The organism is Pseudoalteromonas sp. 23_GOM-1509m (assembly GCF_000518425.1).
GTDB classification, from domain to species: Bacteria; Pseudomonadota; Gammaproteobacteria; order Enterobacterales; family Alteromonadaceae; genus Pseudoalteromonas; species Pseudoalteromonas tetraodonis.
On record NZ_KI912433.1, the window covers coordinates 144511 to 165749 of the forward strand.

Below are 21239 nucleotides of genomic sequence, written 5' to 3' on the forward strand. Positions count from 1 at the left end.
ATCAATGCACCACTTTTGTTATAAACTGCGCAGCGCTGATGCGTGCTAAACGGTCACACTCTAAAATTTCATCGAGTGTTTTCGCATCAGTAAATTGTGCGGCGTCTAGCGTTTGCGCATTCACTTTATAAATATCCGTAAACCCAATCTGCCCCTGAAGAAACGCATTAACTGCAATCTCATTAGCCGCATTAACGGTGGTGGTGGCTCCTTGGCCTGCATCACAGGCTGCAATTGCAAGCTTTAAATTGGGGTAACGTGAGAAATCAGGTTTGGTAAACGAAAAATCACAAATATCAGAAAAATTTAACGGCTTGACACCCGCATCAATGCGCTCTGGATACGCAAGTGCATGCGCTATCGGGGTGCGCATATCAGGGTTACCCATTTGCGCTAAAATAGAGCCATCTTGGTATTGCACCATAGAATGGATAATACTTTGAGGATGAATCACCACATCAATATCGTTTGCATCACAGTTAAATAACCATTTAGCCTCAATAAACTCTAAGCCTTTGTTCATCATCGTAGCTGAGTCTACTGATATTTTTTGCCCCATAGACCAATTAGGATGAGCAACCGCTTCACTGACGCTAACGGTGTTAAGGGTATTGATATCGCGATTTAAAAACGGGCCACCTGAGCCAGTTAATAAAATTTTGCTAACCCCATGTTGCTCAAGCCTTGCTTGCCCTTGGGTATTTTGTAAAGCACTAGGTAAACACTGAAAAATAGCATTATGCTCGCTGTCGATGGGTAATAAAGTTGCTTGATGCTTTTTAACTTTATCAATGAATAACTGACCCGACATCACCAGTGACTCTTTGTTGGCAAGCAATACTTTTTTGCCCGCTTCAACAGCGCTCAAGGTAGGTAGTAATCCGGCTGCACCGACAATCGCTGACATAACCGTATCAACATCACCATGAGCACAGAGCTCACTCATGGCTTTCTCGCCATGCATTACTTGCGTTTTACTCTCATGCTTTAAAAGCGCAGAAAGCTGCTTAGCCGCCGATTCAGATGCCATTACAGCATAACGAGGCTGGTGAGCTATACACAGTTCAGCCATTTTTTTTGCATTTTGTCCTGCGGTCAATGCAAAAACTTTAAATTGCTGTTGGTTTCTTGCAACAACATCTAACGTGCTAAGACCTATCGACCCCGTCGCACCCAAAATAACCAGTTGTTGCACAGCACTCATAAGCTAAGCGTCCAAGCAAAGCAAATAACAAACATCGGTGCTGCCGCAGTTAAACTATCAATACGGTCTAAAATACCACCGTGTCCCGGTAAGCAACTGCCGCTATCTTTAAGTCCCGCTTCGCGCTTAAACATACTCTCAAGTAAATCACCTACCGCAGAAAACAAGGCAATAAACGCTGTCATAACTGCATAAATAGGCCATACAGAGGTATCAACGTTAGTGTAATAACAAAAAGCCAGTACAAATAACACCGCAGCAACCACGCCACCTGCGAGGCCTTCTATGGTTTTATTTGGACTAACTTTAGGCATTAACTTATGTTTACCAAAACTTTTACCTGTAAAGTAAGCGCCTATATCGGCACTCCATACAATGCCTAATACAACTAAAATGAGCATAGAGCCATAGTGAGTAGATTCCGTATATTGCGCACTACGCAGTGTGTTAAGTGCAAGCCATAGCGGTACTAAGGTCAACAAACCAGCAATGCCGCGCATCACAAGCCCTTCGTTCCACCCTTTCGCCATAGCAGGGTAACGCCATACTAAGTAACTGGCTACCAACCACCAAGAAAACGACAAGGTAAATAAGTAATTAGCATCGCCTACAAGTTGACCATCTTGCCATAGAGTCTCTATAGGCCAATGCAAATTGAGTAACCCTAGTAATACTGCCACTAATAACACAAAGGCGCCACGTTTTAGCTTATCGCATAGTCCCATAAAGGCAGACCATTCCCACGCGCCCATTAATACAATAGCACCCGCAAAATAACTAAATAACGTTAGTGGGGTGTAAAAAACCAAAGCCAGTGCTAATGGCGCTAGCACTAGTGAGGTTAAAATACGTTGTTTTAACAAAATGATGACCCTTAATCTATTTTAGGTTTGAGCGAGTAATTGTTTTATTTGTTCGCCCGTGCAACCAAAACGTCGCTCTCTGGCAACGTAACATGCAATGGCCTCTGCAAAAGCAGCTTCATTAAAATCAGGCCAAAGTGTATTTGTGAAATAAAGTTCAGCGTAGGCTGCCTGCCAAAGTAAAAAGTTACTAATTCTGACATCGCCACCGGTACGGATCAATAAATCAGGCTGAGCTTGATCTGCCATACTCATATGCTGTGCAATATGTTCTTCTGTAATATCTGCTGGGTCAATTTCTCCATTCGCTACTTGTAAAGCAACTTGCTTAGCAGCGTGAGTCATATCCCAGCGACCACCGTAATTTGCCGCAACATTTAAGTGCAGCCCGGTATTGTTCGCTGTTAGTTCTTGAGCTGTATGTACTTTAGCGCGCAAGCTTTCAGAGAATCGAGATAAATCTCCAATGATGGTTAGTTTTACGTTATTTTTATGCAGCTTTTTAACTTCTTTACTCAGTACAAATAAAAAAAGCTCCATAAGTGTATTTACTTCGTCTTCAGGGCGGCGCCAGTTTTCACTACTAAAAGCAAATAAGGTTAACGATTGTATTCCTAATTTAGTACAAAACTGCACGGATTGACGAACTGCATCCACGCCTTTTTTATGCCCATATACACGAGGTCTATTTCTAGCTTGTGCCCAACGCCCGTTCCCATCCATGATGATGGCAACATGTTTAGGTAAACATTGCTGTGAAATTGTATCAGCGTCTAGAACCATAAATTTTGTGTATTCCATAAAAAAACGCCGCCTAGTATACCCCAGACGGCGTTTCAAAACTAATAATTTTAACCTGTACCCGTGATAATAAATCTACATAAAGCAAATAATTATACAGCTAACAACCTTGTATTTACTGATAATCGAGCCAATAGCAAAGAGTAAATACAATCTGTTACCCTTTAAAATCACACAATTAAAGTTAAGTGCGAAGGCATATAAACAACGACTTAGTTACTTTAGTAAAGCTGTTAATCCGAGCCTAGATTAGCAATTAGATTTCCATCAACTCAGCTTCTTTAGCTGTTAGTTGCGTATCCATTTCTTTGATAAACTTATCAGTGATTTTTTGGATAGCATCTTCAGCTTGACGCGCTTCATCTTCAGAGATGTCTTTATCTTTTAATAAGTTTTTAATATCGCCATTTGCATCACGACGAATGTTACGAATAGCAACACGACCGCCTTCTACTTCACCACGTACGATTTTAATTAAATCTTTACGACGTTCTTCAGTCAATGGAGGAAGTGGTACACGGATCACTGTACCTGCAGACATTGGATTTAAACCAAGGTCAGATGCCATAATCGCTTTTTCAACAGCTTGCGCTAATGACTTATCAAATACACCAATAGCCAATGTACGTGAGTCTTCAATTGTTACATTTGCAACTTGGTTTAACGGTGTTGGTGCGCCGTAGTACGACACCATGATGCCGTCTAAAATTGCAGGATGAGCACGGCCAGTACGAATTTTAGATAATTGACTACCAAGTGCTGCTACACTTTTTTGCATGCGCGCTTGCGCATCTTTTTGAATATCGTTAATCACGGTTTAATCCTAATCTAGTTACTAACTTCATCTGAGGCTTGTGAAGAAATAAGGGTTCCTTCTTCTTCACCCATTATTACGCGTTTTAATGCGCCTGATTTATTCATATTAAATACGCTCAATGGCATATTATGGTCGCGAGCTAATGTAAATGCCGCTAAATCCATTACTTTTAGTTCTTTATCAATAATTTCATTGTAGCTTAAGTGACGGTAAAGTGTCGCATCTGGGTTTTTAACCGGATCATCGCTAAATACACCATCTACTTTGGTTGCTTTAATTACTGTGTCAGCTTCAATTTCAATGCCACGTAAACACGCTGCAGAGTCAGTTGTAAAGAACGGGTTACCCGTACCGGCTGCAAAAATAACAACACGACCTGTTTTTAATAAGCTAATGGCTTCTGCCCAGTTATACGCATCACATACGCCATTTAAAGGAATGGCTGACATTAAACGGCAATTTACAAATGCACGGTGCAACGCATCACGCATAGCAAGACCATTCATGACGGTTGCAAGCATACCCATGTGGTCGCCAACAACGCGGTTCATACCCGCTTCGGCTAGTGAGCCACCACGTAAAAAGTTACCGCCACCAATAACTAAACCCACTTCTACGTCGAGTTCTACGAGCTCTTTAATTTCTTGTGCCATACGATCTAAAACTTTAGGGTCGATGCCGAAGCCTTCGTCTCCCATTAAAGCTTCACCACTTAATTTGAGAAGAACACGTCTAAAAATAGGTTTGCGATTGATAGTCATAGTTTTGGGGCCAACTTTTATTGAATTATGGATAAAAAATAACCGCGCTTATGTTAAACATAAAAGCGCGGTTATTTTAAAGAATTTCTAAGCGTGACGCAAAAGCAAATAGTACTTTAATTGCATCTATTTTCCTTTGGCATCACAAATAGCTAATCTTACTTAGCTTTAGCAGCTGCAATTTGAGCAGCAACTTCAGCAGCAAAATCTTCTTCTTTCTTCTCGATACCTGCACCAACTTCCATACGTACAAAGCCAGTAACTGTTGCGTTTTTCTCTTTAAGAATTTCGCCAACAGACTTTTTAGGTTCCATGATGAAAGCTTGACCAGTAAGGGAAACCTCACCAGTGAATTTTTTCATACGACCAACAACCATCTTCTCAGCGATTTCAGCAGGCTTGCCTTCATTCATCGCGATGTCGATTTGTACTTGCTTTTCTTTTTCAACAACATCAGCAGGTACGTCATCTGGTGTTAAGTAGTCTGGGTTTGAAGCAGCAACGTGCATTGCAACGTGCTTAAGTGTTTCTTCATCAGCAACACCTGCAACAACAACACCAATACGCTCGCCGTGACGGTACTCAACTAGTTGCTCACCAGTGATGTACTGAAGACGACGTACATTGATGTTTTCACCAATTTTAGTTACTAGCTCAACACGATCTTCTTCAAACTTAGCTTGTAAGTCTTCGATAGATGAAGTGTCAGCGATAGCAGCATCTGCAACTTTATTAGCAAATGCTAAGAAGCTTGCATCTTTAGCTACGAAGTCAGTTTGACAGTTAACTTCTACAAGTACTGCAACACCCGCGTTTTGCTTGATGATGATAGTACCTTCAGCAGCGATGTTACCTGCTTTTTTAGCAGCCTTTGCAGCACCGCTCTTACGCATATTTTCAATCGCTAACTCGATGTCACCATCAGTCTCAGTTAACGCTTTTTTACAATCCATCATGCCAGCGCCAGTACGCTCGCGTAATTCTTTAACTAGGGCAGTAGTTACAGCCATTAGTAAATCCTCAAATCTGAAATCAGGTTTAGATAAGCGGGTTACCCGCTCCACAAGAATAGCAAGTCTTCACCTTTAAAAGATGAAGACTTGATGACAGCTAATTACTCAGCTTCTACGAAGTCATCTTTTTCAGCTTGAGCAACGATGTTACTCTCACGGCCTTCAGTGATCGCAGCTGCAACAGCACTAGTGTAAAGGTTGATTGCACGGATAGCATCATCGTTACCAGGTACGATGTAATCAACACCGTCTGGGTTAGAGTTAGTATCAACGATTGCAACAACTGGGATACCTAGGTTGTTAGCTTCACGGATAGCAATGTGCTCGTGGTCAGCATCGATTACAAAGATAGCGTCTGGAAGGCCACCCATGTTTTTAATACCACCAAGGCTTTTTTCAAGCTTGTCCATTTCACGAGTAAGCATTAACGCTTCTTTCTTAGTTAACTTCTCGAAAGTACCGTCTTGGCTTTGAGCTTCAAGGTCTTTAAGACGCTTGATTGATTGACGAACTGTTTTCCAGTTAGTCAACATGCCGCCTAACCAACGGTGGTTAACGAAGAATTGATCGCTTTGTAAAGCAGCTTCTTTTACTGCTTCGCTTGCTGCGCGCTTAGTACCAACGAAAAGAACTTTACCTTTGTTTGCAGCAGCACCAGATAAAAACTTAAGTGCAGTGTTGAACATTGGTACAGTTTGCTCAAGGTTGATGATATGTACACGGTTACGTGCGCCGAAGATGAAAGGTTTCATCTTAGGGTTCCAGTAACGTGCTTGGTGACCAAAGTGAACACCAGCTTGAAGCATATCGCGCATTGAAACGTTTGCCATTTTGTAAATCCTCTAAGTTGTTTAGGGTTAGGCCTCCACATATCCCATAGCACCAACACCGCAGTTAAATGAAACTGAAATGCACCCAAGTGTATGTGACGATACGTGTGTGTGTTAAAATAAAATTGTGTTTGCCTTAAATACAAAAAATCATTTAAGAATTTATTTGTAAAAAGACGGCGCGCTTTATACCATATTAAAATTAAATACTCAACGTCTCGTGCAAAAATTGTGCGACGATAATCATCTAAAAACGCAACTTTGGAGCCTCAATGAGCGCTGTGATTAAGACCCCTGAAGAAATCGAGAAAATGCGTGTAGCCGGCCGTTTGGCTGCTGATGTGCTAGAAATGATCGAACCACATGTGGTACCAGGTATCACCACCGATGAGCTAAATACAATTTGTCATGATTATATTGTTAATGTGCAAGATGCCGTTCCTGCTCCTCTTAATTATCATGGTTTTCCAAAATCAATTTGTACCTCGGTAAATCATGTAATTTGTCACGGAATTCCGAACGACAAAGCATTAAAAGACGGTGACAGTGTCAATATTGACATTACTGTTATTAAAGATGGTTACCATGGTGATACTTCAAAAATGTTCCATGTTGGCACACCTAACATTCAAGGCAAACGCCTTGCAGAAGTGACTCAAGAAAGCCTTTACCTTGCCATTAAAATGGTAAAACCGGGTGTTCGCCTTGGTGATATTGGTGCAGCTATTCAAAAATATGCAGAGAGCTTTAATTACTCTATCGTACGTGAATACTGCGGGCACGGTATTGGCAGTGAATTTCATGAAGAACCACAGGTAATGCACTACGGAAAACCAGGTACAGGCGAAACATTAAAAGCCGGTATGTGTTTAACAATCGAGCCCATGGTCAATGCAGGCAAACGCCAATGTAAATTACTAAAAGACGACTGGACTGTGGTAACAAAAGACCGTAGTTTATCAGCTCAGTGGGAACATACCTTACTGGTAACTGAAAATGGTGTTGAAATTTTAACACTACGATCAGATGATACTATCGATAGAATCATCGAGCACTAATAGTAGTGTGTGCTTAATCATAGTAATAACAGGCTTTAGCCTGCGTACAGATTAAGTGGTTTGCTGCAAAGGGAAATAACATGATTTATTCCCTTTGCAGCAAACACAGTATAAAAATAACTTAATCCAAGACTTATAATGCAGTCCATATATAGGAGCCAGCCTAAGTGGCATTACCTAACAAAGTAAAAAAGTTGCTCAATGATGCTCAGCAACTTAGCGAATACCGCGATTGCTCCGCCTATTTTTATAAATGGTTGCATAATGAATTCTCAAAACAACCCGTTGGTAATCTAATAAACGCCCGTGCAGAATTTATAGACCGGTTACTGATTAAACTCTTTCATGTTTTCGATTTAGCCCACGAGCCAGATCTCGCTTTAATTGCTGTAGGAGGTTATGGTCGCGGTGAACTTCATCCCTACTCCGACATTGACTTTTTACTGCTTGTTACCCAGCAACCCAATGACGATATTTGCGAAAAAATAGGCCAGTTTGTCACTATGCTGTGGGATCTTAATTTAGAAATAGGTCACAGTGTACGTACCATTGAACAAGCCATAGAGCAAAAACGTGAAGATGTTACCTTTGCCACCAGCCTACTAGAAAGCCGATTAATTTTCGGCAACCATATTGAATTCGAAAAGCTCAAAAGTCACCTCATCGAAAGGCCTGTATGGGGCTCTGGAGAGTTCTTTGTTGCAAAAGTACAAGAGCAAAATTTACGCCACAAAAAATGTCATGGTACGGCTTATAATCTAGAGCCTAATATAAAAGAAAATCCAGGCGGGCTGCGCGATTTACAAACGATTATTTGGGTTGCTAAAAAACACTTTAGAGCCGAAACCCTGCAAGAACTGATAAATCACGGCTACCTAACTCACGAAGAATACCAAGAACTGTTAGAGTGCCTTGAAAATTTATGGAATATTCGCTTTGCTTTGCATTTAGCCGCAGGTCGCTCAGAAAACCGCTTATTATTCGATCACCAACCGCAAGCGGCTGAAATTTTGGGTTTTGGTAGTGATGGTAAAGCCTCTGTTGAGCGCATGATGAAACGCTTGTTCAGAATAATGAGCCGGGTGCGTGAACTTAATCAAATGCTACTTTCGTACTTTGAGCAAAGTATTTCACCAGACAGCAGCCAAGCCACTGTTGAAGAACTTGATCGTAATTTTGAACGCGTGGGCCATCAAATTCGGGTAAAAAGTCCGTCAGTATTTTTTAGGCGTGACCAACTTTTTGTATTATTTGAGCACATTGCTGATCACCCAGAAATTACCCATATATACCCAAGCACTATTCGAACTATCCGCCAAGTACGTCGTCGCTTATTAGGTGACTTACAAGATTATGCCGCGTGCCGCGAAGCTTTTTTACGTATTATAAAGCACCCTAACGGCATGGGCCGTGCATTTACGCTAATGCATAAGCACGGCATGATTGCCGCTTACCTTCCGCAGTGGCGCAATATTTTTGGCCAAATGCAGTTTGATTTGTTTCATGCCTATACCGTAGATGAACATACCCATAAATTAATTAATAATATTTACCAATACTTCGATAAAACCAGCATTAGTGACTTTCCAATTTGCAGTGAAATAGTTACGCGCATGGATAAACCCGAATTACTGTATTTGGCTGGTATTTTTCATGATATTGCTAAGGGGCGTGGTGGCGATCACTCAGAGCTGGGCGCTGTTGATGCCATAGCGTTTTCAAAGCTGCATGGCTTTGCCTCTTCAGATGGTAAGCTCATAGCGTGGTTGGTAAGCAACCACTTACTTATGTCGGTAACTGCGCAACGTAAAGATATTAACGACCCCGATGTAATAAAAGATTTTGCATCGCGAGTAAAAACCGAACGCCAACTCGATTACCTCTATTGTTTAACCGTGGCTGATATTCGAGCCACCAATGACAACCTATGGAATGACTGGAAAAACACGCTGCTGCGCGAGCTTTATTTGCACACACAGCGCGCCTTGCGCCTCGGGCTTGAAAACCCAATGGATCAACGCGACCAAATTCGTGATAAAAAGCACCAAGCTAAGCAACGCCTGCTTAATTTGCATTATCACGAGGAGCAAATTGACTTAATTTGGAGCCGTTTTAAAGCAAATTACTTTACCGCTTTTAGTGAGCAACAAATTTCTTGGCATACTGAGCACTTACTCAAGTGCACTGATTTAAGCCAGCCCAGTGTTATCGTTTCTAATAAAGCGATGCATGGCGGTACCCAAGTGTTTGCTTATAGCCCCTATTCAGGTGCCCTCTTTGCTCGACTGGTAAGTGTTATTGGCTCTAAAAAAGCGCAAATTCAGCACGCCCAAGTACTGACCACCAAAGATGGCTACGTACTGTTCAACTTTGTTATTTTAGAAGTTAACGGCGATCCGATTGCCAGTAGCCGCGCACAATCGATTAAACGCGGATTAGAGCAAGCGCTTCATGATCCACGTAAAAAAATACGCTTTAAAAAGAGCCGATCACAGCGTTTTAAAGACTTTAATATTAAACCTAAAATTGTACTGCGCCCGCACCCTCGTAAGGATCGTAGCTTAATAGAAATTCAAGCGGTTGATATACCTGGACTATTAACTAAAATAGCCGAGGTTTTTCAAGCTTACTTACTCCACATACATGCCGCACGTATTACCACGGTAGGCGAACGTGCAGAAGATTTCTTTGTGGTATCAAATAACGAATATCAAGCGCTGACTGATGAAGAGCAAGCAAAAATTCATCAGGCATTACGTAAAAAACTCAACGCCGAAATTGAATAAGAGGACACTATGTCAGATTTAAAAACCATGATTGAAAATGCGTGGGATAACCGCGATAGCATTAGCCCTGCTACAGTATCAAGCGATGTTAAACAAGCGATTATAGATGCGCTTGAGCTATTAGATAGCGGCGCTGCTCGCGTTGCAGAGAAAATTTCAGGCGAATGGGTTGTTCACCAGTGGCTTAAAAAAGCAGTACTACTTTCATTTAGAATTCGTGAAAATCAGCCAATGAACGACGGCGTAAACCAATTTTACGATAAAGTACCGCTTAAATTTAGCGACTACACGCCGGAGCAATTTCAGCAAGGCGGCATGCGTGTCGTACCCAACGCCGTTGCTCGTAAAGGCAGCTTTGTAGGTAAAAATGTCGTATTAATGCCATCGTACGTAAACATAGGTGCATTTGTTGACGATGGCACCATGGTTGATACATGGGCGACAGTGGGCTCATGTGCTCAAATTGGCAAGAACGTACACTTATCTGGCGGCGTAGGCATAGGCGGCGTTTTAGAGCCGTTACAAGCGAATCCTACCATCATTGAAGACAACTGTTTTATTGGCGCACGTTCAGAAATTGTTGAAGGCGTAATTGTTGAAGAAGGCGCCGTTATTTCAATGGGGGTTTACATTAGCCAAAGTACCCGTATTTACGACCGTGAAACCGGTGAAATTCACTATGGCCGTGTGCCTGCCGGCGCTGTTGTGGTTCCAGGTGCACTGCCTTCAAAAGATGGCAGCCATAGCTTGTATGCGGCTATTATTGTGAAAAAAGTAGATAAACAAACTCGCGAAAAAGTGGGCATTAATGCCCTACTGCGCTCGATTGATGATTAAGAGCAGCTGTAAGTTTTTAGCTGTTAGCGCTAAGCAGGTTGATGTTAAACGTAGGTTGGGTTGAATAAAACGAAACCCAACGACACATTAAGTTAATGTGTATTCGCTAAAATTTAATTACATACAGAAAAAGCCCTAAGCTTGTATAGCTTTAGGGCTTTTTTAGTGATTTTAAAATACTTTCTCACAAACCTGTCCCCTTTAATTGCGTTGCTTTGTTAGATGCCTACAACTATAGTGAATTAACGCATAGTTCGATTGTCGAGGTTAAGTTGTTGCGGCTTTTTGTAATAAGTTGGTTGATATTATTATGTTCAAAACACGTCTTTGCTAATGACTTCAATACCTTTGAAAAAAAATTAGACGAAGCCGAAGATTATCTTACTGTTAATCCAGCTCAATCTATTACTATTTTAGAAAACCTCACAGGGTTACAACTCATGCCGCCAGAATTATTTATCCGCTGGCACCTTATCTATGCTCGTACAGCAGTACCTACAAGTCACTATGACGAGCTTTATACATCGATTGACGCAATATTTCAGCATCATCAAACTGATTATTTCAAACAAAAACTGACCACCATTATGAGTGCCTTGGGAATATGGCTTCGCCATGCAGAATATTTAGACGATGCCCAGTACTCATTTAAATGTGCTTACAAATATGCGCAAAACGATCGTCAACGCTTAACACTCACCAACAGTATGGCATTGGTTGCTCGCTCGCAAGATGACTTTGCAAAAGCGCGTGCCTTGTACCTTGATAGCCATAAAATCACCACACAATTACAGCTTCCCAATGTAACTGCACTGATAGAGAGTAACTTAGGTTATTTAGCCCTGGATGAGGGCAATATACCCGAAGCTGAGCGCTATTTTAGAAGTGCATTAAGTAATAACCAAAACATTGATAAACGCGCGGGGCAAATCTCAACCGGACTTAATTTATTAATGGTTTTTTTGATTCAAGAGCAGCAAATTAATTTTGAGCGACTCTATAGCCCAACGGCAACATTAACCCATGCCTTTCCCAACGAAGCGAAACAAGCATTACTTTTTTGGCTTGAAATAGGCTACAAAAATTTGATCGGTGGTTTTATAAGCCAAAAAGACAAACAACAGTTACAAACTGCATATGAGCAATTAGAAAGCGATAAAATGAAACAACTAGTAGCGCGCTATTTAGCCAACAAGCTAGATGTAGCTGTAACCTTACCCGCCCCTATTGTCGCTAAGGACTTTACCAGCCCTTGGTTTGAGCTGGTAAAGCAATGTGATTGGAAACGCTAAGACTCGATTTAGTCCTTAGCCTATATAAAGCTATACCCCTCTAAAATAAATACTTTAATACTCTCACATCAACTTTCTCTTACTTTCTTTTTTAAAACCAAGCTGCTGTAAATATTAACTTTAATTTAAAAAAATGACATTTTTAAGCTGCAAAATTAGCCAACCCTAGTGAATTTATAATAAGGTAGTCAGGCATACTTGAAAGTTAGCAATTAATATTAAGGATTAATATGACAAAAACTGCTTTACGCTCAACCATTTTGCTACCTGTATTTTTGCCCGCAGTATTTATTATTCTACTTTTGGTGATTGGTACAAGTAGTAACCCTGAACTCGCTGGTCAGGCATTTAGTGTTGCCCTTGCGTGGATTACTGAAACCTTTGGCTGGTTTTATATGTTGTCTGTCGCTATTTTCTTGGTATTTATTGTCTCGGTCGCGGCTTCTAGCTGGGGGAATATAAAATTAGGCCCTGATCATGCAGAGCCACAATACAGCTTTGGTGAATGGTTTGCCATGCTCTTTTCTGCCGGTTATGGCGTGGCACTGCTTTATTTTGGTGTTGCTGAACCTGTGCTGCATTACGCATCCCCGCCATCGGGGGCGGCTGAAACCGTTGATGCCGCCAAGCAGGCAATGCAAATTGCCTTTTTCCATTGGGGATTTCATATTTGGGCTATCTATGGAATTGTTGGTTTAGTGCTTGCTTATTTTGCATTTCGCCATGGCTTACCACTGTCTATTCGCTCTGCCTTGTATCCACTTATTGGCGATAAAATTTATGGCCCAATCGGCCATACTGTGGATGTATTTGCCATATTAGGTACTTTATTTGGTATTGCCACTACACTAGGGCTTTCGGTTACACAAATAAATGCTGGCCTACATTACTTATGGCCAAACATCCCTATTAATACCACAGTGCAAATTACCGCGATTGCCGTTATTACTGCCGCAGCTACGCTCTCAGTAGTTGCCGGGATGGATAAAGGGGTTAAGCGATTATCAATTATAAACATGGCATTGGCCATCTCATTAATGGCCTTTGTCTTTTTTATCGGCCCGACTATCCATATTCTAGAATCATTTTTACAAAATACCGGCAGTTACCTAAGCGGCATTGTTGAACGTACCTTTAATTTACAGGCATACAGCCGCAGTGATTGGATTGGTAACTGGACCTTATTTATATTTGGCTGGACGATTGCGTGGGCACCGTTTGTGGGTATGTTCATCGCAAAAATTAGCCGCGGCAGAACCATCCGACAATTTGTTGTTGGGGTAATGTTAGTTCCCACTATTTTTACCTTTTTATGGTTTTCAGTCTTTGGTGATACCGCACTTAACTTAATTATGAATGAGGGATTTGATACCCTTATTGGCGATGTACAAGCAAATCATGCCGTCGCATTATTTCAATTATTTGAAGTGTTACCACTGTCATTTTTCATTTCACTGCTCACTGTCATTTTGATCATAACTTTTTTTGTTACATCATCTGATTCAGGCTCTTTAGTCATTGATTCACTCGCCTCTGGAGGAAGCATTAATACTCCAGCTTGGCAACGCGTGTTTTGGGCGGTACTTGAAGGTGCTGTGGCGGCTGTTTTATTAGTGGCAGGCGGACTAAGTGCGCTGCAAACCATGACCATAGCCAGTGCCTTACCCTTTGCTATTATTATGCTAATTGCCACGGCGGGGCTTTGGCGAGCTCTAAAAATTGAAGGCCATCGAGACACTAGCTTGCAAGCACATACTCTTAATAGCCGCAACATTAACTTGTCTCACTGGAAACGCCGTTTAGCGGCTATGGTCAATTACCCTAATAAAGAAAAAGTACATACTTTTATTGGTAGCGTGGTAGTTGAGGCAATGAAAGCCGTACAAGCAGAATTGAAATCTAGACAATGGCATGCAGTGGTGGAATTTGATACTGATTTAGGTCGCGCTCATTTAACGGTACTGCGCCATGAACATGTGGATTTTGTTTATGATATTCGCCTTACCGAGCATCCTATGCCAAGCTTTGCTTACTCAGAGCTAAAACCTGATAACAACGATGCTGAAAAGTATTATAAGGCCGACGTGTTTTTACGTCGTGGTGGTCTGTCATACGATGTTTATGGCTACACTGAAGATGATATTGTGAAAGATATTCTTGATCAGTTTGAGAACTACTTACACTTTCTAGGTAATAGCCCAGGCGAACTTCCTTGGGATATGGCCGAACATGATGACATGTTAAATACCGATAAAGCTTAACGGATACAGCCAGTATTGGTAAAACGGTAATTAAAAATAAAAAAGGCACTGTAAAGTGCCTTTTTATTTACTCAAATATAATTACAGCGCGTTAAATACATCGTCTGTTTTAGCAGCACAAATAAAATCGTTTTTATGCAAACCTTTAATTGAATGGCTCCACCAAGTAACAGTTACTTTACCCCATTCGGTTAATAGACCAGGGTGATGGCCTTCGTCTTCAGCCATATCGCCAACTTTATTAGTAAATGCAATGGCCTGCTTAAAGTTTTTAAACTTATAAACGCGCTCTAATTGCATAATACCGTCGCGTACTTCCGGCACCCAATCAGGGATTTTTTTAATTAATTCAGCCAATTCTGCATCTGATACTTTTGGAGCATCTGCATGACAGGCTTCACATTTTTGTTCACTTAATGAAGACATTTTAAATCCTTAATTCTAGTGTTACTTTTATTAAAAAACTAACTAGCTAATTTTTCTTTTGGGGGAAATTTCGGCTCGTGTAAACCAAGCGCCTTAGCTTGCTCAACTAAAGTCATTATATCCATTTGCGATATTTCAAACAGATCATGAATCGAATTAATGGTGTAGTACAGCGGCTGCATAATATCAATACGGTATGGCGTGCGCAGCACATCTAGCACATTCATTGGATTAATTTCTGGTGTATCAGAGTACACGTATTGGGTTTCTCCTGGGCTTGATAAAATACCGCCCCCGTATATACGCAATCCTTTTTCAGTTTGCATCAAACCAAATTCGACCGTAAACCAATACATGCGCGCTAAATAAACGCGGTCTTTTTTCTCTGCCGCGTAACCTAGTTGCCCGTACTTATGCGTAAATTCAGCAAAGTCAGGATTTGTTAGCATGGCACAGTGGCCGAATATTTCATGAAAAATATCTGGCTCTTGTAAATAATCAAATTCTTCACGGCTACGAATAAACGTAGCAACAGGAAACTGCTTGTTGGCCAGTAGTCTAAAAAACTCATCAAAGTCGATAAGTGCAGGTACAGGTGCTACTTGCCAACCTGTTGTTGCCAATAGCACTTCGTTTAGCTCACTTAGCTGTGGAATACGATCATGCGGTAGATTAATTTTTTTTAACCCTTCCATGTACTCGTCACAGGCTTTGCCTTCAATGCACGCAAGTTGGCGTGCTACAAGCTCAGACCAAATTTTATTTTCTTCATCGCTCCAATGTATAACGCCATTTTCATCTGGTGTTTTAGAGGTGTAATTACTTGCTTTAGCCATAAATACCTTCTTTGGGTTTAAACCCTAAATCGGTGTCAAAATAATAGCCACGTGCTCGGCTATTCGATGTAGTCATACTATGCAAAAGTGAACAAAAGTTTAATAGCTTGACTCAGATCAATACTTTCGCATATTGCACAGATCGTAAATTTATAATTACACCAGAGCAAAGATGAAAACACACCCCGTATTTAACAGCACTTACAGATCGAAATCACTGTAAACAATAAATTACACGTTACGATATTTTAGTAAATGCTTGGTTGAGATCGTTAATAATATCATTAACATCTTCAAGCCCAACAGATAAGCGAATTAAACCATCACTAATTCCGGCTGCTAATCTTTCTTCGGGTGTGTAAGGCGAATGGGTCATCGATGCAGGGTGTTGAATAAGTGTTTCGGCATCGCCTAAGCTAACCGCTAAAGTACATAGCTTCATGCTATCAATAAACTGCTCACCGTCGGTTAAACTCCCTTTAATTTCAAAAGCAATAACACCGCCAGCAGCTTTCATTTGCTTACCAATAAACCGATGACCTGGGTGCGACTTCAGTCCAGGATAGTACACTTTACTCACTTGAGGGTGAGCCTCTAAATATTCAGCAATCGTTTGCGCACTCTGGCAATGACGCTCTACCCGTATAGCTAATGTTTTTAAACCTCGGTTAATTAACCATGCATCGTGTGGGCTAATCGTCGCGCCTATATCTTTTAACACCGTCATTTTAATATGTGTAATGTGCTCAAGGGATCCACACACAATACCTGCGACTACATCGCCGTGACCATTTAAATACTTGGTAGCACTGTGCATAATAATATCGATGCCGTATTGTTTAGGTGACTGTAGCAGCGGCGTTAAAAAGGTATTGTCGACCACACTTATTAAATTATGCCGTTTTGCTACATCACCAATAAGTGCTAAATCAATAACGGCCATCGTTGGGTTTATCGGTGTCTCTGCAAATATCATTTTTGAGTTTGGCTTTATTGCAGCACGTAACTCATCTTCATTGGTCATATCCACAAAGGTGACTTCAATGCCCCAACGCGGCAACATATGCGCAAAAAAAGCAAAGGTGCAGCCATAAAGCGCACTTGATGCAACTAAGTGATCGCCTTGTGATAAAAAGCTCAGTACCGAAGCCGATACCGCTCCCATACCTGTAGCCGTTGCCGCTGCAGCCTCACAGCCCTCTAATTGCGCCACTTTTTGTTCAAGTTCAGTGGTGGTAGGGTTACCCAAACGCGTATAAATATAACCTGGCTCATCGCCAGCAAACCGTGCAGCACCCTGCGCAGCATTTTCAAAATGAAATGTCGATGTTTGGTATAATGGCGAGGTTAATGCGCCATGGGGATCATTGGCTTTTTGTGGGCCATGAATACATTGGGTGTGTGGATGATGCTTGCTCATTGTGTGCTCTCGTTTTTATTATGTGTGTCAATTACATAAATAAAACGCACCGCACTTTAAATCACAAGCATGCCGGATGCTCAGATGGCTATTTGTGCAAACTTTACTCAAAAAGCTGTACACAAATATTGCCAACTATTTACTCTCCGCTCTCTTAGTGCGACTCATAATTTTACTCGCAATCCCTTGAACAGTGCCTTTTAACAAGCTGCGTTTATTTTCAAGACGCGGTAAGGGTCGGCTTAATTCCATGGCTTTATAGCCTATACGTGCTGTAAATATACCCGCACTGACGCCTTGCGCGGCTCGCCCTGAAAGTTTGCCTAATAGCTCAGCACTGAGTGCCGTGGCAGCTAAATCAGATACAAGCTCTGCACTGCCTACAAACATGACTTGTTTTAACAGCATTCGATAGAGTTTAATGCGACTGGCGTAACCAAAACCAATGCCATAAATTTTACCTATTTGTTCAATTAATTTTGTACCGCGCCATAACACCGCCATCATATCCACCAGCGCAAGAGGGCTTAATGCGACTAATAAGGCTGACTCTGTTGCAAAGCGGTTTATAAGCTTTTTAGCTTGTGTGTCTTGCGTTACCAGTAGGCTATTAGCGTAAAGTGTCATTATTTCTTTATCACTATGGTGCGTAGCAACTTGGTTTTTAAAGTTTTCAAAATTGTCTAACTGCTGGTGCTTGTTCAATTTTTCAAGCCAAGGGAGTGCACCACCCACTTGCTCACTGTTTAATAACCTATCGGCTTCATGGCGATGCAGCTGATTACGCTTTAAACTGCGCAACATCCGATACTCTCGCCATAACAATCTTGTTATTAATAACACACCGCTTACCACAGCGGTTAAATAAACACTGCCCAAAATAAGCGATTGCTGATAAGCAAGCACAATAGAAAACCCAAACTCTAGCAGTACTAAAATAATAAAGCTGAGCGCAAACAAGCCTTTGAGCGTTTGCCATTTTGACTTTTTATACACCGGCTCTAAATCAACTTCAGGCTCAAGCGCATCATCCTCAAGCTCAGAGATGTAATCACTTTGTCCGTGTTCAATAATTTTAGCGGGTGTTAACGCAGGCTCGTTTTGCTCAATATTTTGTGCATTAATACGACGCCCTGCTTGAAACTGTTGCGTTGACTCACTCATGTTAATTTGTCTCCTAGCAGGTACTGCATCACATGATCTAATCGAATATGTTTAAGTTGTTTGTCGGGGCTTGGCATCGGCGAAAATGACAAAAATTCAAACCCTTGCGCTGGCCACTCACTTTTATTAAGCATTCGACTTGGCGGCTCTGGTGGTAAATAAGTCAGCCACTCATGCTCATTTAAAGGTTTACCGTAAACGCAATCAAGAGTTTGACCTTTATCAACCACTTGGCGAGGTTGGGTTGCGGTAATTGATGACATAGCCATAGTTTCAATTTGTACACCGTCAAACTTTAAATGATTACTTTGCTCTTTGACCAGCGAGTCTAGTAACAAGGCTAACGCTTTATGATGCTTAGCACTGATGTGATCTGACTTATTAGCAGCAAACAATATTTTATCAATATTCGGTTTGAATAAACGTTTAAAAAAGCCAGACTCCCCATAACTAAAATGTGCCAACAATTGATTAATAACACGGCTTTGCTCATGCAAAGTTTCATGGCCTTCATTTAATGCACTGAGTACATCAACCAACACAATTTGGCGGTCAAAATGACGAAAATGCTCATTATAAAATGGCTTAACGACTTCTTTCACGTAAGCATTAAAACGTTTAATTAAATGCGCTAAATTAGAACCCGCCACCACATCGTCTTTCATTTTTTCAGGATTAATTGGAAAAAATAACAATAACGGCGCACCTTGCAAGTCGCCTGGCATTAACATTCGCCCGGGTTGTAACATCGCAAGTTTGGTGTCTTTTTTTAGCCCTACTAGCATGCGTTGATAAAGTTGTGCAATGTTAGCAAGCTCACTTTCATCCACAGGCGCATGTAAGTCAAGTTGCTCTACGGCGTGTAAAAAATCGCCTGAGGTAGCGCTGCGAGGAGACTGATTTAATAATGGGTATTGCTGTTCACACCACGCAGTATAGCTTTGTTCAAGCATAGGTAAATCGAGCAGCCATTCGCCTGGATAGTCAATAATATCAAGGTATAACGTTGATTGCGGTGAAAAATGACCTCGCAGACCCGCATTACTTTGGTATTTAATCGCCAAGCGTAGGGTATTTATTCGCTCTGTAGACGCCGGCCAAGCAGGGTCACCTTCCATTGGCAGTAAGGCACTCATTGCACGGTTATAATCAAAAGTGGGCACGTTTAATGCCTCTTGCGGCACAATTTTAGTGGCAATATGACGATGCTCGCGCATCACATCAAAAAAAGGTAAGTTGTTGTCATTCGCCTGAGAGGTTAAGTGCTTAACTAACGCACTGATAAACGCGGTTTTACCACTGCCGCTCAACCCAGTTACAGCAAGCTTAACATGTTGGTCTAAACTACGGTGCAGGGCTTTTTGTGCTTTGCCTTTAAAAGTTTTAAAGGTCTTTTTTGCAAATGATTGGCTCATAAAGTGTTTTGCACCCTATCTGCCGTAATTGTTCACGTTACAAACAAGGTGCTTATCAATCCTTTAAAGTTTATTAATTTCACGACTGACCGTAAATTCGCTTGAGGTAACGTAACGTTCCATCTCTTGTAAGCGAACATCAACACGTGTTAAACGCTCTTTTAAGTCTTGTAATGCACGACGAGGTGGCTCGCCCTTTTGCCATACTTTAAACTTAACTTCCAGTGGGTCATCACTGTAAGTTGAATGCGTTTTATGTGTTGCAGCAGGTTTTTTATCTAAAATAAACCATGCTGCAATGTACGCTACCACAAATAATGGGCCACCGGTTAGTAGTACCGCACTAACAAATATAATGCGAACTAACCATAACTCCATATTAAAGTAGTCACTTAAACCGGCACATACGCCAGCTATTTTGCCGCGTTGTGGGTCTCTGAATAATTCGCGTTTAGTGTTCATACTTTTTGTCTCCACTGAGGTGACTCTTGATCAAGCAACGCTTCTAGTGTTTCTACTCTATCAGCCATTTTTTCAGCTTTTTGTGCAAGCTCCAATAATTGGCGATGCTCATGCTCACTCAACCCTTGGCTTACTTGCTTTTTGCTACGGTAGTGTAAAATTAACCACAGTGGCGCAACAAAAATCATAAATAAGATAAAGGGGGCAACTAGTATCTCTGGATCAAACATAATCCTCTCCTGACAATCCGTATTCTATGTTGATGTCAGGGGCATGTGGCCCCTGATATTATCGTTTTATTTATTTGCGAGTTTCTTTTTAAGTTCAGCTAACTCGTCATCAATCTTTTCATTCTTTTGTAAGTCTGCAATTTCATCAGCTAACGTTTGTTTACCTAAATCATAAGACTCTATTTGAGATTCTAGCCCATCAATTTTAGTTTCGTAACGTTCAAAGCGATTAAGTGCATCCTCTACTTTAGAACTATCAAGCGCTTTTTTAACTTCAAGGCGCGACTCAGCCGAGCGTTGACGTAAAATAATCGCTTTTTGACGTGCCTTAGCATCTGCTAGCTTTTCTTGTAGCGTAGTAACCTCTTGTTGTAGCTTCTCAATATGAGACTCTACATGGTCAAGTTCACTTTCTACCGCAGCAACTGCGTCGGCTGATTTTTGCTTTTCAAGTAATGCTGAGCGTGCTAAATCGTCACGATCTTTGCTCAGTGCCAATTCGGCTTTATCTTGCCAATCGTTTACTTGGGCTTTTAGTGTGTCTACGCGACGTACTAATTCTTTTTTCTCAGCGAGTGTTTTTGCTGATGTAGAGCGTACCTCTACCAGTGTATCTTCCATCTCTTGGATAATAAGACGAACCATTTTTTCAGGGTCTTCTGCTTTATCTAAAATGGCATTGATATTAGAATTAACAATGTCTGCAAAACGTGAAAAAATTCCCATAACATATACCTCTATTATTTAATCTAAATGTGTCTGC

The 21239-nt window shown here is 41.2% G+C and carries 20 protein-coding genes; 5 read left to right on the plus strand and 15 right to left on the minus strand.

Annotated elements, in window-relative coordinates:
- Position 1: 1 nt before the first annotated feature.
- The 7 genes from ispC to rpsB form a co-directional block, all read right to left on the minus strand.
- Complete coding sequence (gene ispC / locus N523_RS0114005) at positions 2-1204, minus strand: 1-deoxy-D-xylulose-5-phosphate reductoisomerase (protein ID WP_028834046.1); 1203 nt, start codon at positions 1202-1204, stop codon at positions 2-4.
- Positions 1201-2067, minus strand: coding sequence for a phosphatidate cytidylyltransferase (locus tag N523_RS0114010; protein ID WP_008110985.1), 867 nt, complete (start codon positions 2065-2067; stop codon positions 1201-1203). The genes ispC and N523_RS0114010 overlap by 4 nt, the downstream gene beginning before the upstream one ends.
- A gap of 21 nt (positions 2068-2088) precedes the next feature.
- On the minus strand, positions 2089-2868 hold the full coding sequence (locus N523_RS0114015; RefSeq protein WP_008110986.1) for an isoprenyl transferase: 780 nt from the start codon (positions 2866-2868) through the stop codon (positions 2089-2091).
- Between the two features lie 256 nt (positions 2869-3124).
- Positions 3125-3646, minus strand: coding sequence for a ribosome recycling factor (gene frr / locus N523_RS0114020; protein WP_013465428.1), 522 nt, complete (start codon positions 3644-3646; stop codon positions 3125-3127).
- 50 nt (positions 3647-3696) lie between these two features.
- On the minus strand, positions 3697-4446 hold the full coding sequence (gene pyrH, locus N523_RS0114025) for a UMP kinase (RefSeq protein WP_016899281.1): 750 nt from the start codon (positions 4444-4446) through the stop codon (positions 3697-3699).
- 158 nt (positions 4447-4604) lie between these two features.
- Positions 4605-5456, minus strand: a complete 852-nt coding sequence (gene tsf, locus N523_RS0114030; RefSeq protein WP_013465429.1) for a translation elongation factor Ts — start codon at positions 5454-5456, stop codon at positions 4605-4607.
- A 104-nt stretch (positions 5457-5560) separates the two neighbouring features.
- Positions 5561-6289 carry a 30S ribosomal protein S2 gene (gene rpsB, locus N523_RS0114035; RefSeq protein ID WP_013465430.1) on the minus strand — a complete coding sequence of 243 codons (729 nt, stop codon included), beginning with the start codon at positions 6287-6289 and terminating at the stop codon, positions 5561-5563.
- A gap of 272 nt (positions 6290-6561) precedes the next feature.
- Here rpsB and map point away from each other — a divergent pair, with 272 nt between their 5' ends.
- From map to N523_RS0114060, 5 genes are all read left to right on the plus strand, one after another.
- On the plus strand, positions 6562-7347 hold the full coding sequence (map, locus tag N523_RS0114040) for a type I methionyl aminopeptidase (protein WP_008467527.1): 786 nt from the start codon (positions 6562-6564) through the stop codon (positions 7345-7347).
- A 167-nt stretch (positions 7348-7514) separates the two neighbouring features.
- Positions 7515-10133 (plus strand): [protein-PII] uridylyltransferase, encoded by a 2619-nt coding sequence (glnD, locus tag N523_RS0114045; RefSeq protein ID WP_016899280.1) that lies wholly within the window; start codon positions 7515-7517, stop codon positions 10131-10133.
- A gap of 9 nt (positions 10134-10142) precedes the next feature.
- The gene (dapD, locus tag N523_RS0114050) at positions 10143-10970 is read left to right on the plus strand and encodes a 2,3,4,5-tetrahydropyridine-2,6-dicarboxylate N-succinyltransferase (protein WP_008467531.1); all 828 of its coding nucleotides are present in this window, start codon (positions 10143-10145) and stop codon (positions 10968-10970) included.
- A 275-nt stretch (positions 10971-11245) separates the two neighbouring features.
- Entirely contained in the window at positions 11246-12262 is a 1017-nt protein-coding gene (locus tag N523_RS0114055) for a tetratricopeptide repeat protein (RefSeq protein ID WP_028834045.1), read from the plus strand.
- 230 nt (positions 12263-12492) lie between these two features.
- On the plus strand, positions 12493-14523 hold the full coding sequence (locus N523_RS0114060) for a BCCT family transporter (RefSeq protein WP_013465434.1): 2031 nt from the start codon (positions 12493-12495) through the stop codon (positions 14521-14523).
- 81 nt (positions 14524-14604) lie between these two features.
- Here N523_RS0114060 and N523_RS0114065 read toward each other — a convergent pair whose 3' ends face one another.
- The 8 genes from N523_RS0114065 to pspA form a co-directional block, all read right to left on the minus strand.
- Positions 14605-14949, minus strand: coding sequence for a 4a-hydroxytetrahydrobiopterin dehydratase (locus N523_RS0114065; RefSeq protein WP_013465435.1), 345 nt, complete (start codon positions 14947-14949; stop codon positions 14605-14607).
- A 38-nt stretch (positions 14950-14987) separates the two neighbouring features.
- Positions 14988-15785, minus strand: coding sequence for a phenylalanine 4-monooxygenase (gene phhA / locus N523_RS0114070; RefSeq protein ID WP_013465436.1), 798 nt, complete (start codon positions 15783-15785; stop codon positions 14988-14990).
- A 238-nt stretch (positions 15786-16023) separates the two neighbouring features.
- On the minus strand, positions 16024-17205 hold the full coding sequence (gene megL / locus N523_RS0114080; RefSeq protein ID WP_024601802.1) for a methionine gamma-lyase: 1182 nt from the start codon (positions 17203-17205) through the stop codon (positions 16024-16026).
- A gap of 135 nt (positions 17206-17340) precedes the next feature.
- Positions 17341-18369, minus strand: a complete 1029-nt coding sequence (locus N523_RS0114085; protein ID WP_028834044.1) for a TIGR01620 family protein — start codon at positions 18367-18369, stop codon at positions 17341-17343.
- Entirely contained in the window at positions 18366-19784 is a 1419-nt protein-coding gene (locus N523_RS0114090; protein ID WP_028834043.1) for a YcjX family protein, read from the minus strand. Before N523_RS0114090 ends, N523_RS0114085 begins: the two co-directional genes overlap by 4 nt.
- Positions 19785-19847: 63 nt before the next feature.
- Positions 19848-20246, minus strand: a complete 399-nt coding sequence (gene pspC / locus N523_RS0114095; RefSeq protein ID WP_013465440.1) for an envelope stress response membrane protein PspC — start codon at positions 20244-20246, stop codon at positions 19848-19850.
- Positions 20243-20476 carry an envelope stress response membrane protein PspB gene (gene pspB / locus N523_RS0114100; protein ID WP_008111014.1) on the minus strand — a complete coding sequence of 78 codons (234 nt, stop codon included), beginning with the start codon at positions 20474-20476 and terminating at the stop codon, positions 20243-20245. Before pspB ends, pspC begins: the two co-directional genes overlap by 4 nt.
- Positions 20477-20542: 66 nt before the next feature.
- A complete protein-coding gene (pspA, locus tag N523_RS0114105; RefSeq protein ID WP_016899278.1) occupies positions 20543-21202 on the minus strand; it encodes a phage shock protein PspA in 660 nt (219 codons plus the stop codon).
- Between the last annotated feature and the right edge of the window lie 37 nt (positions 21203-21239).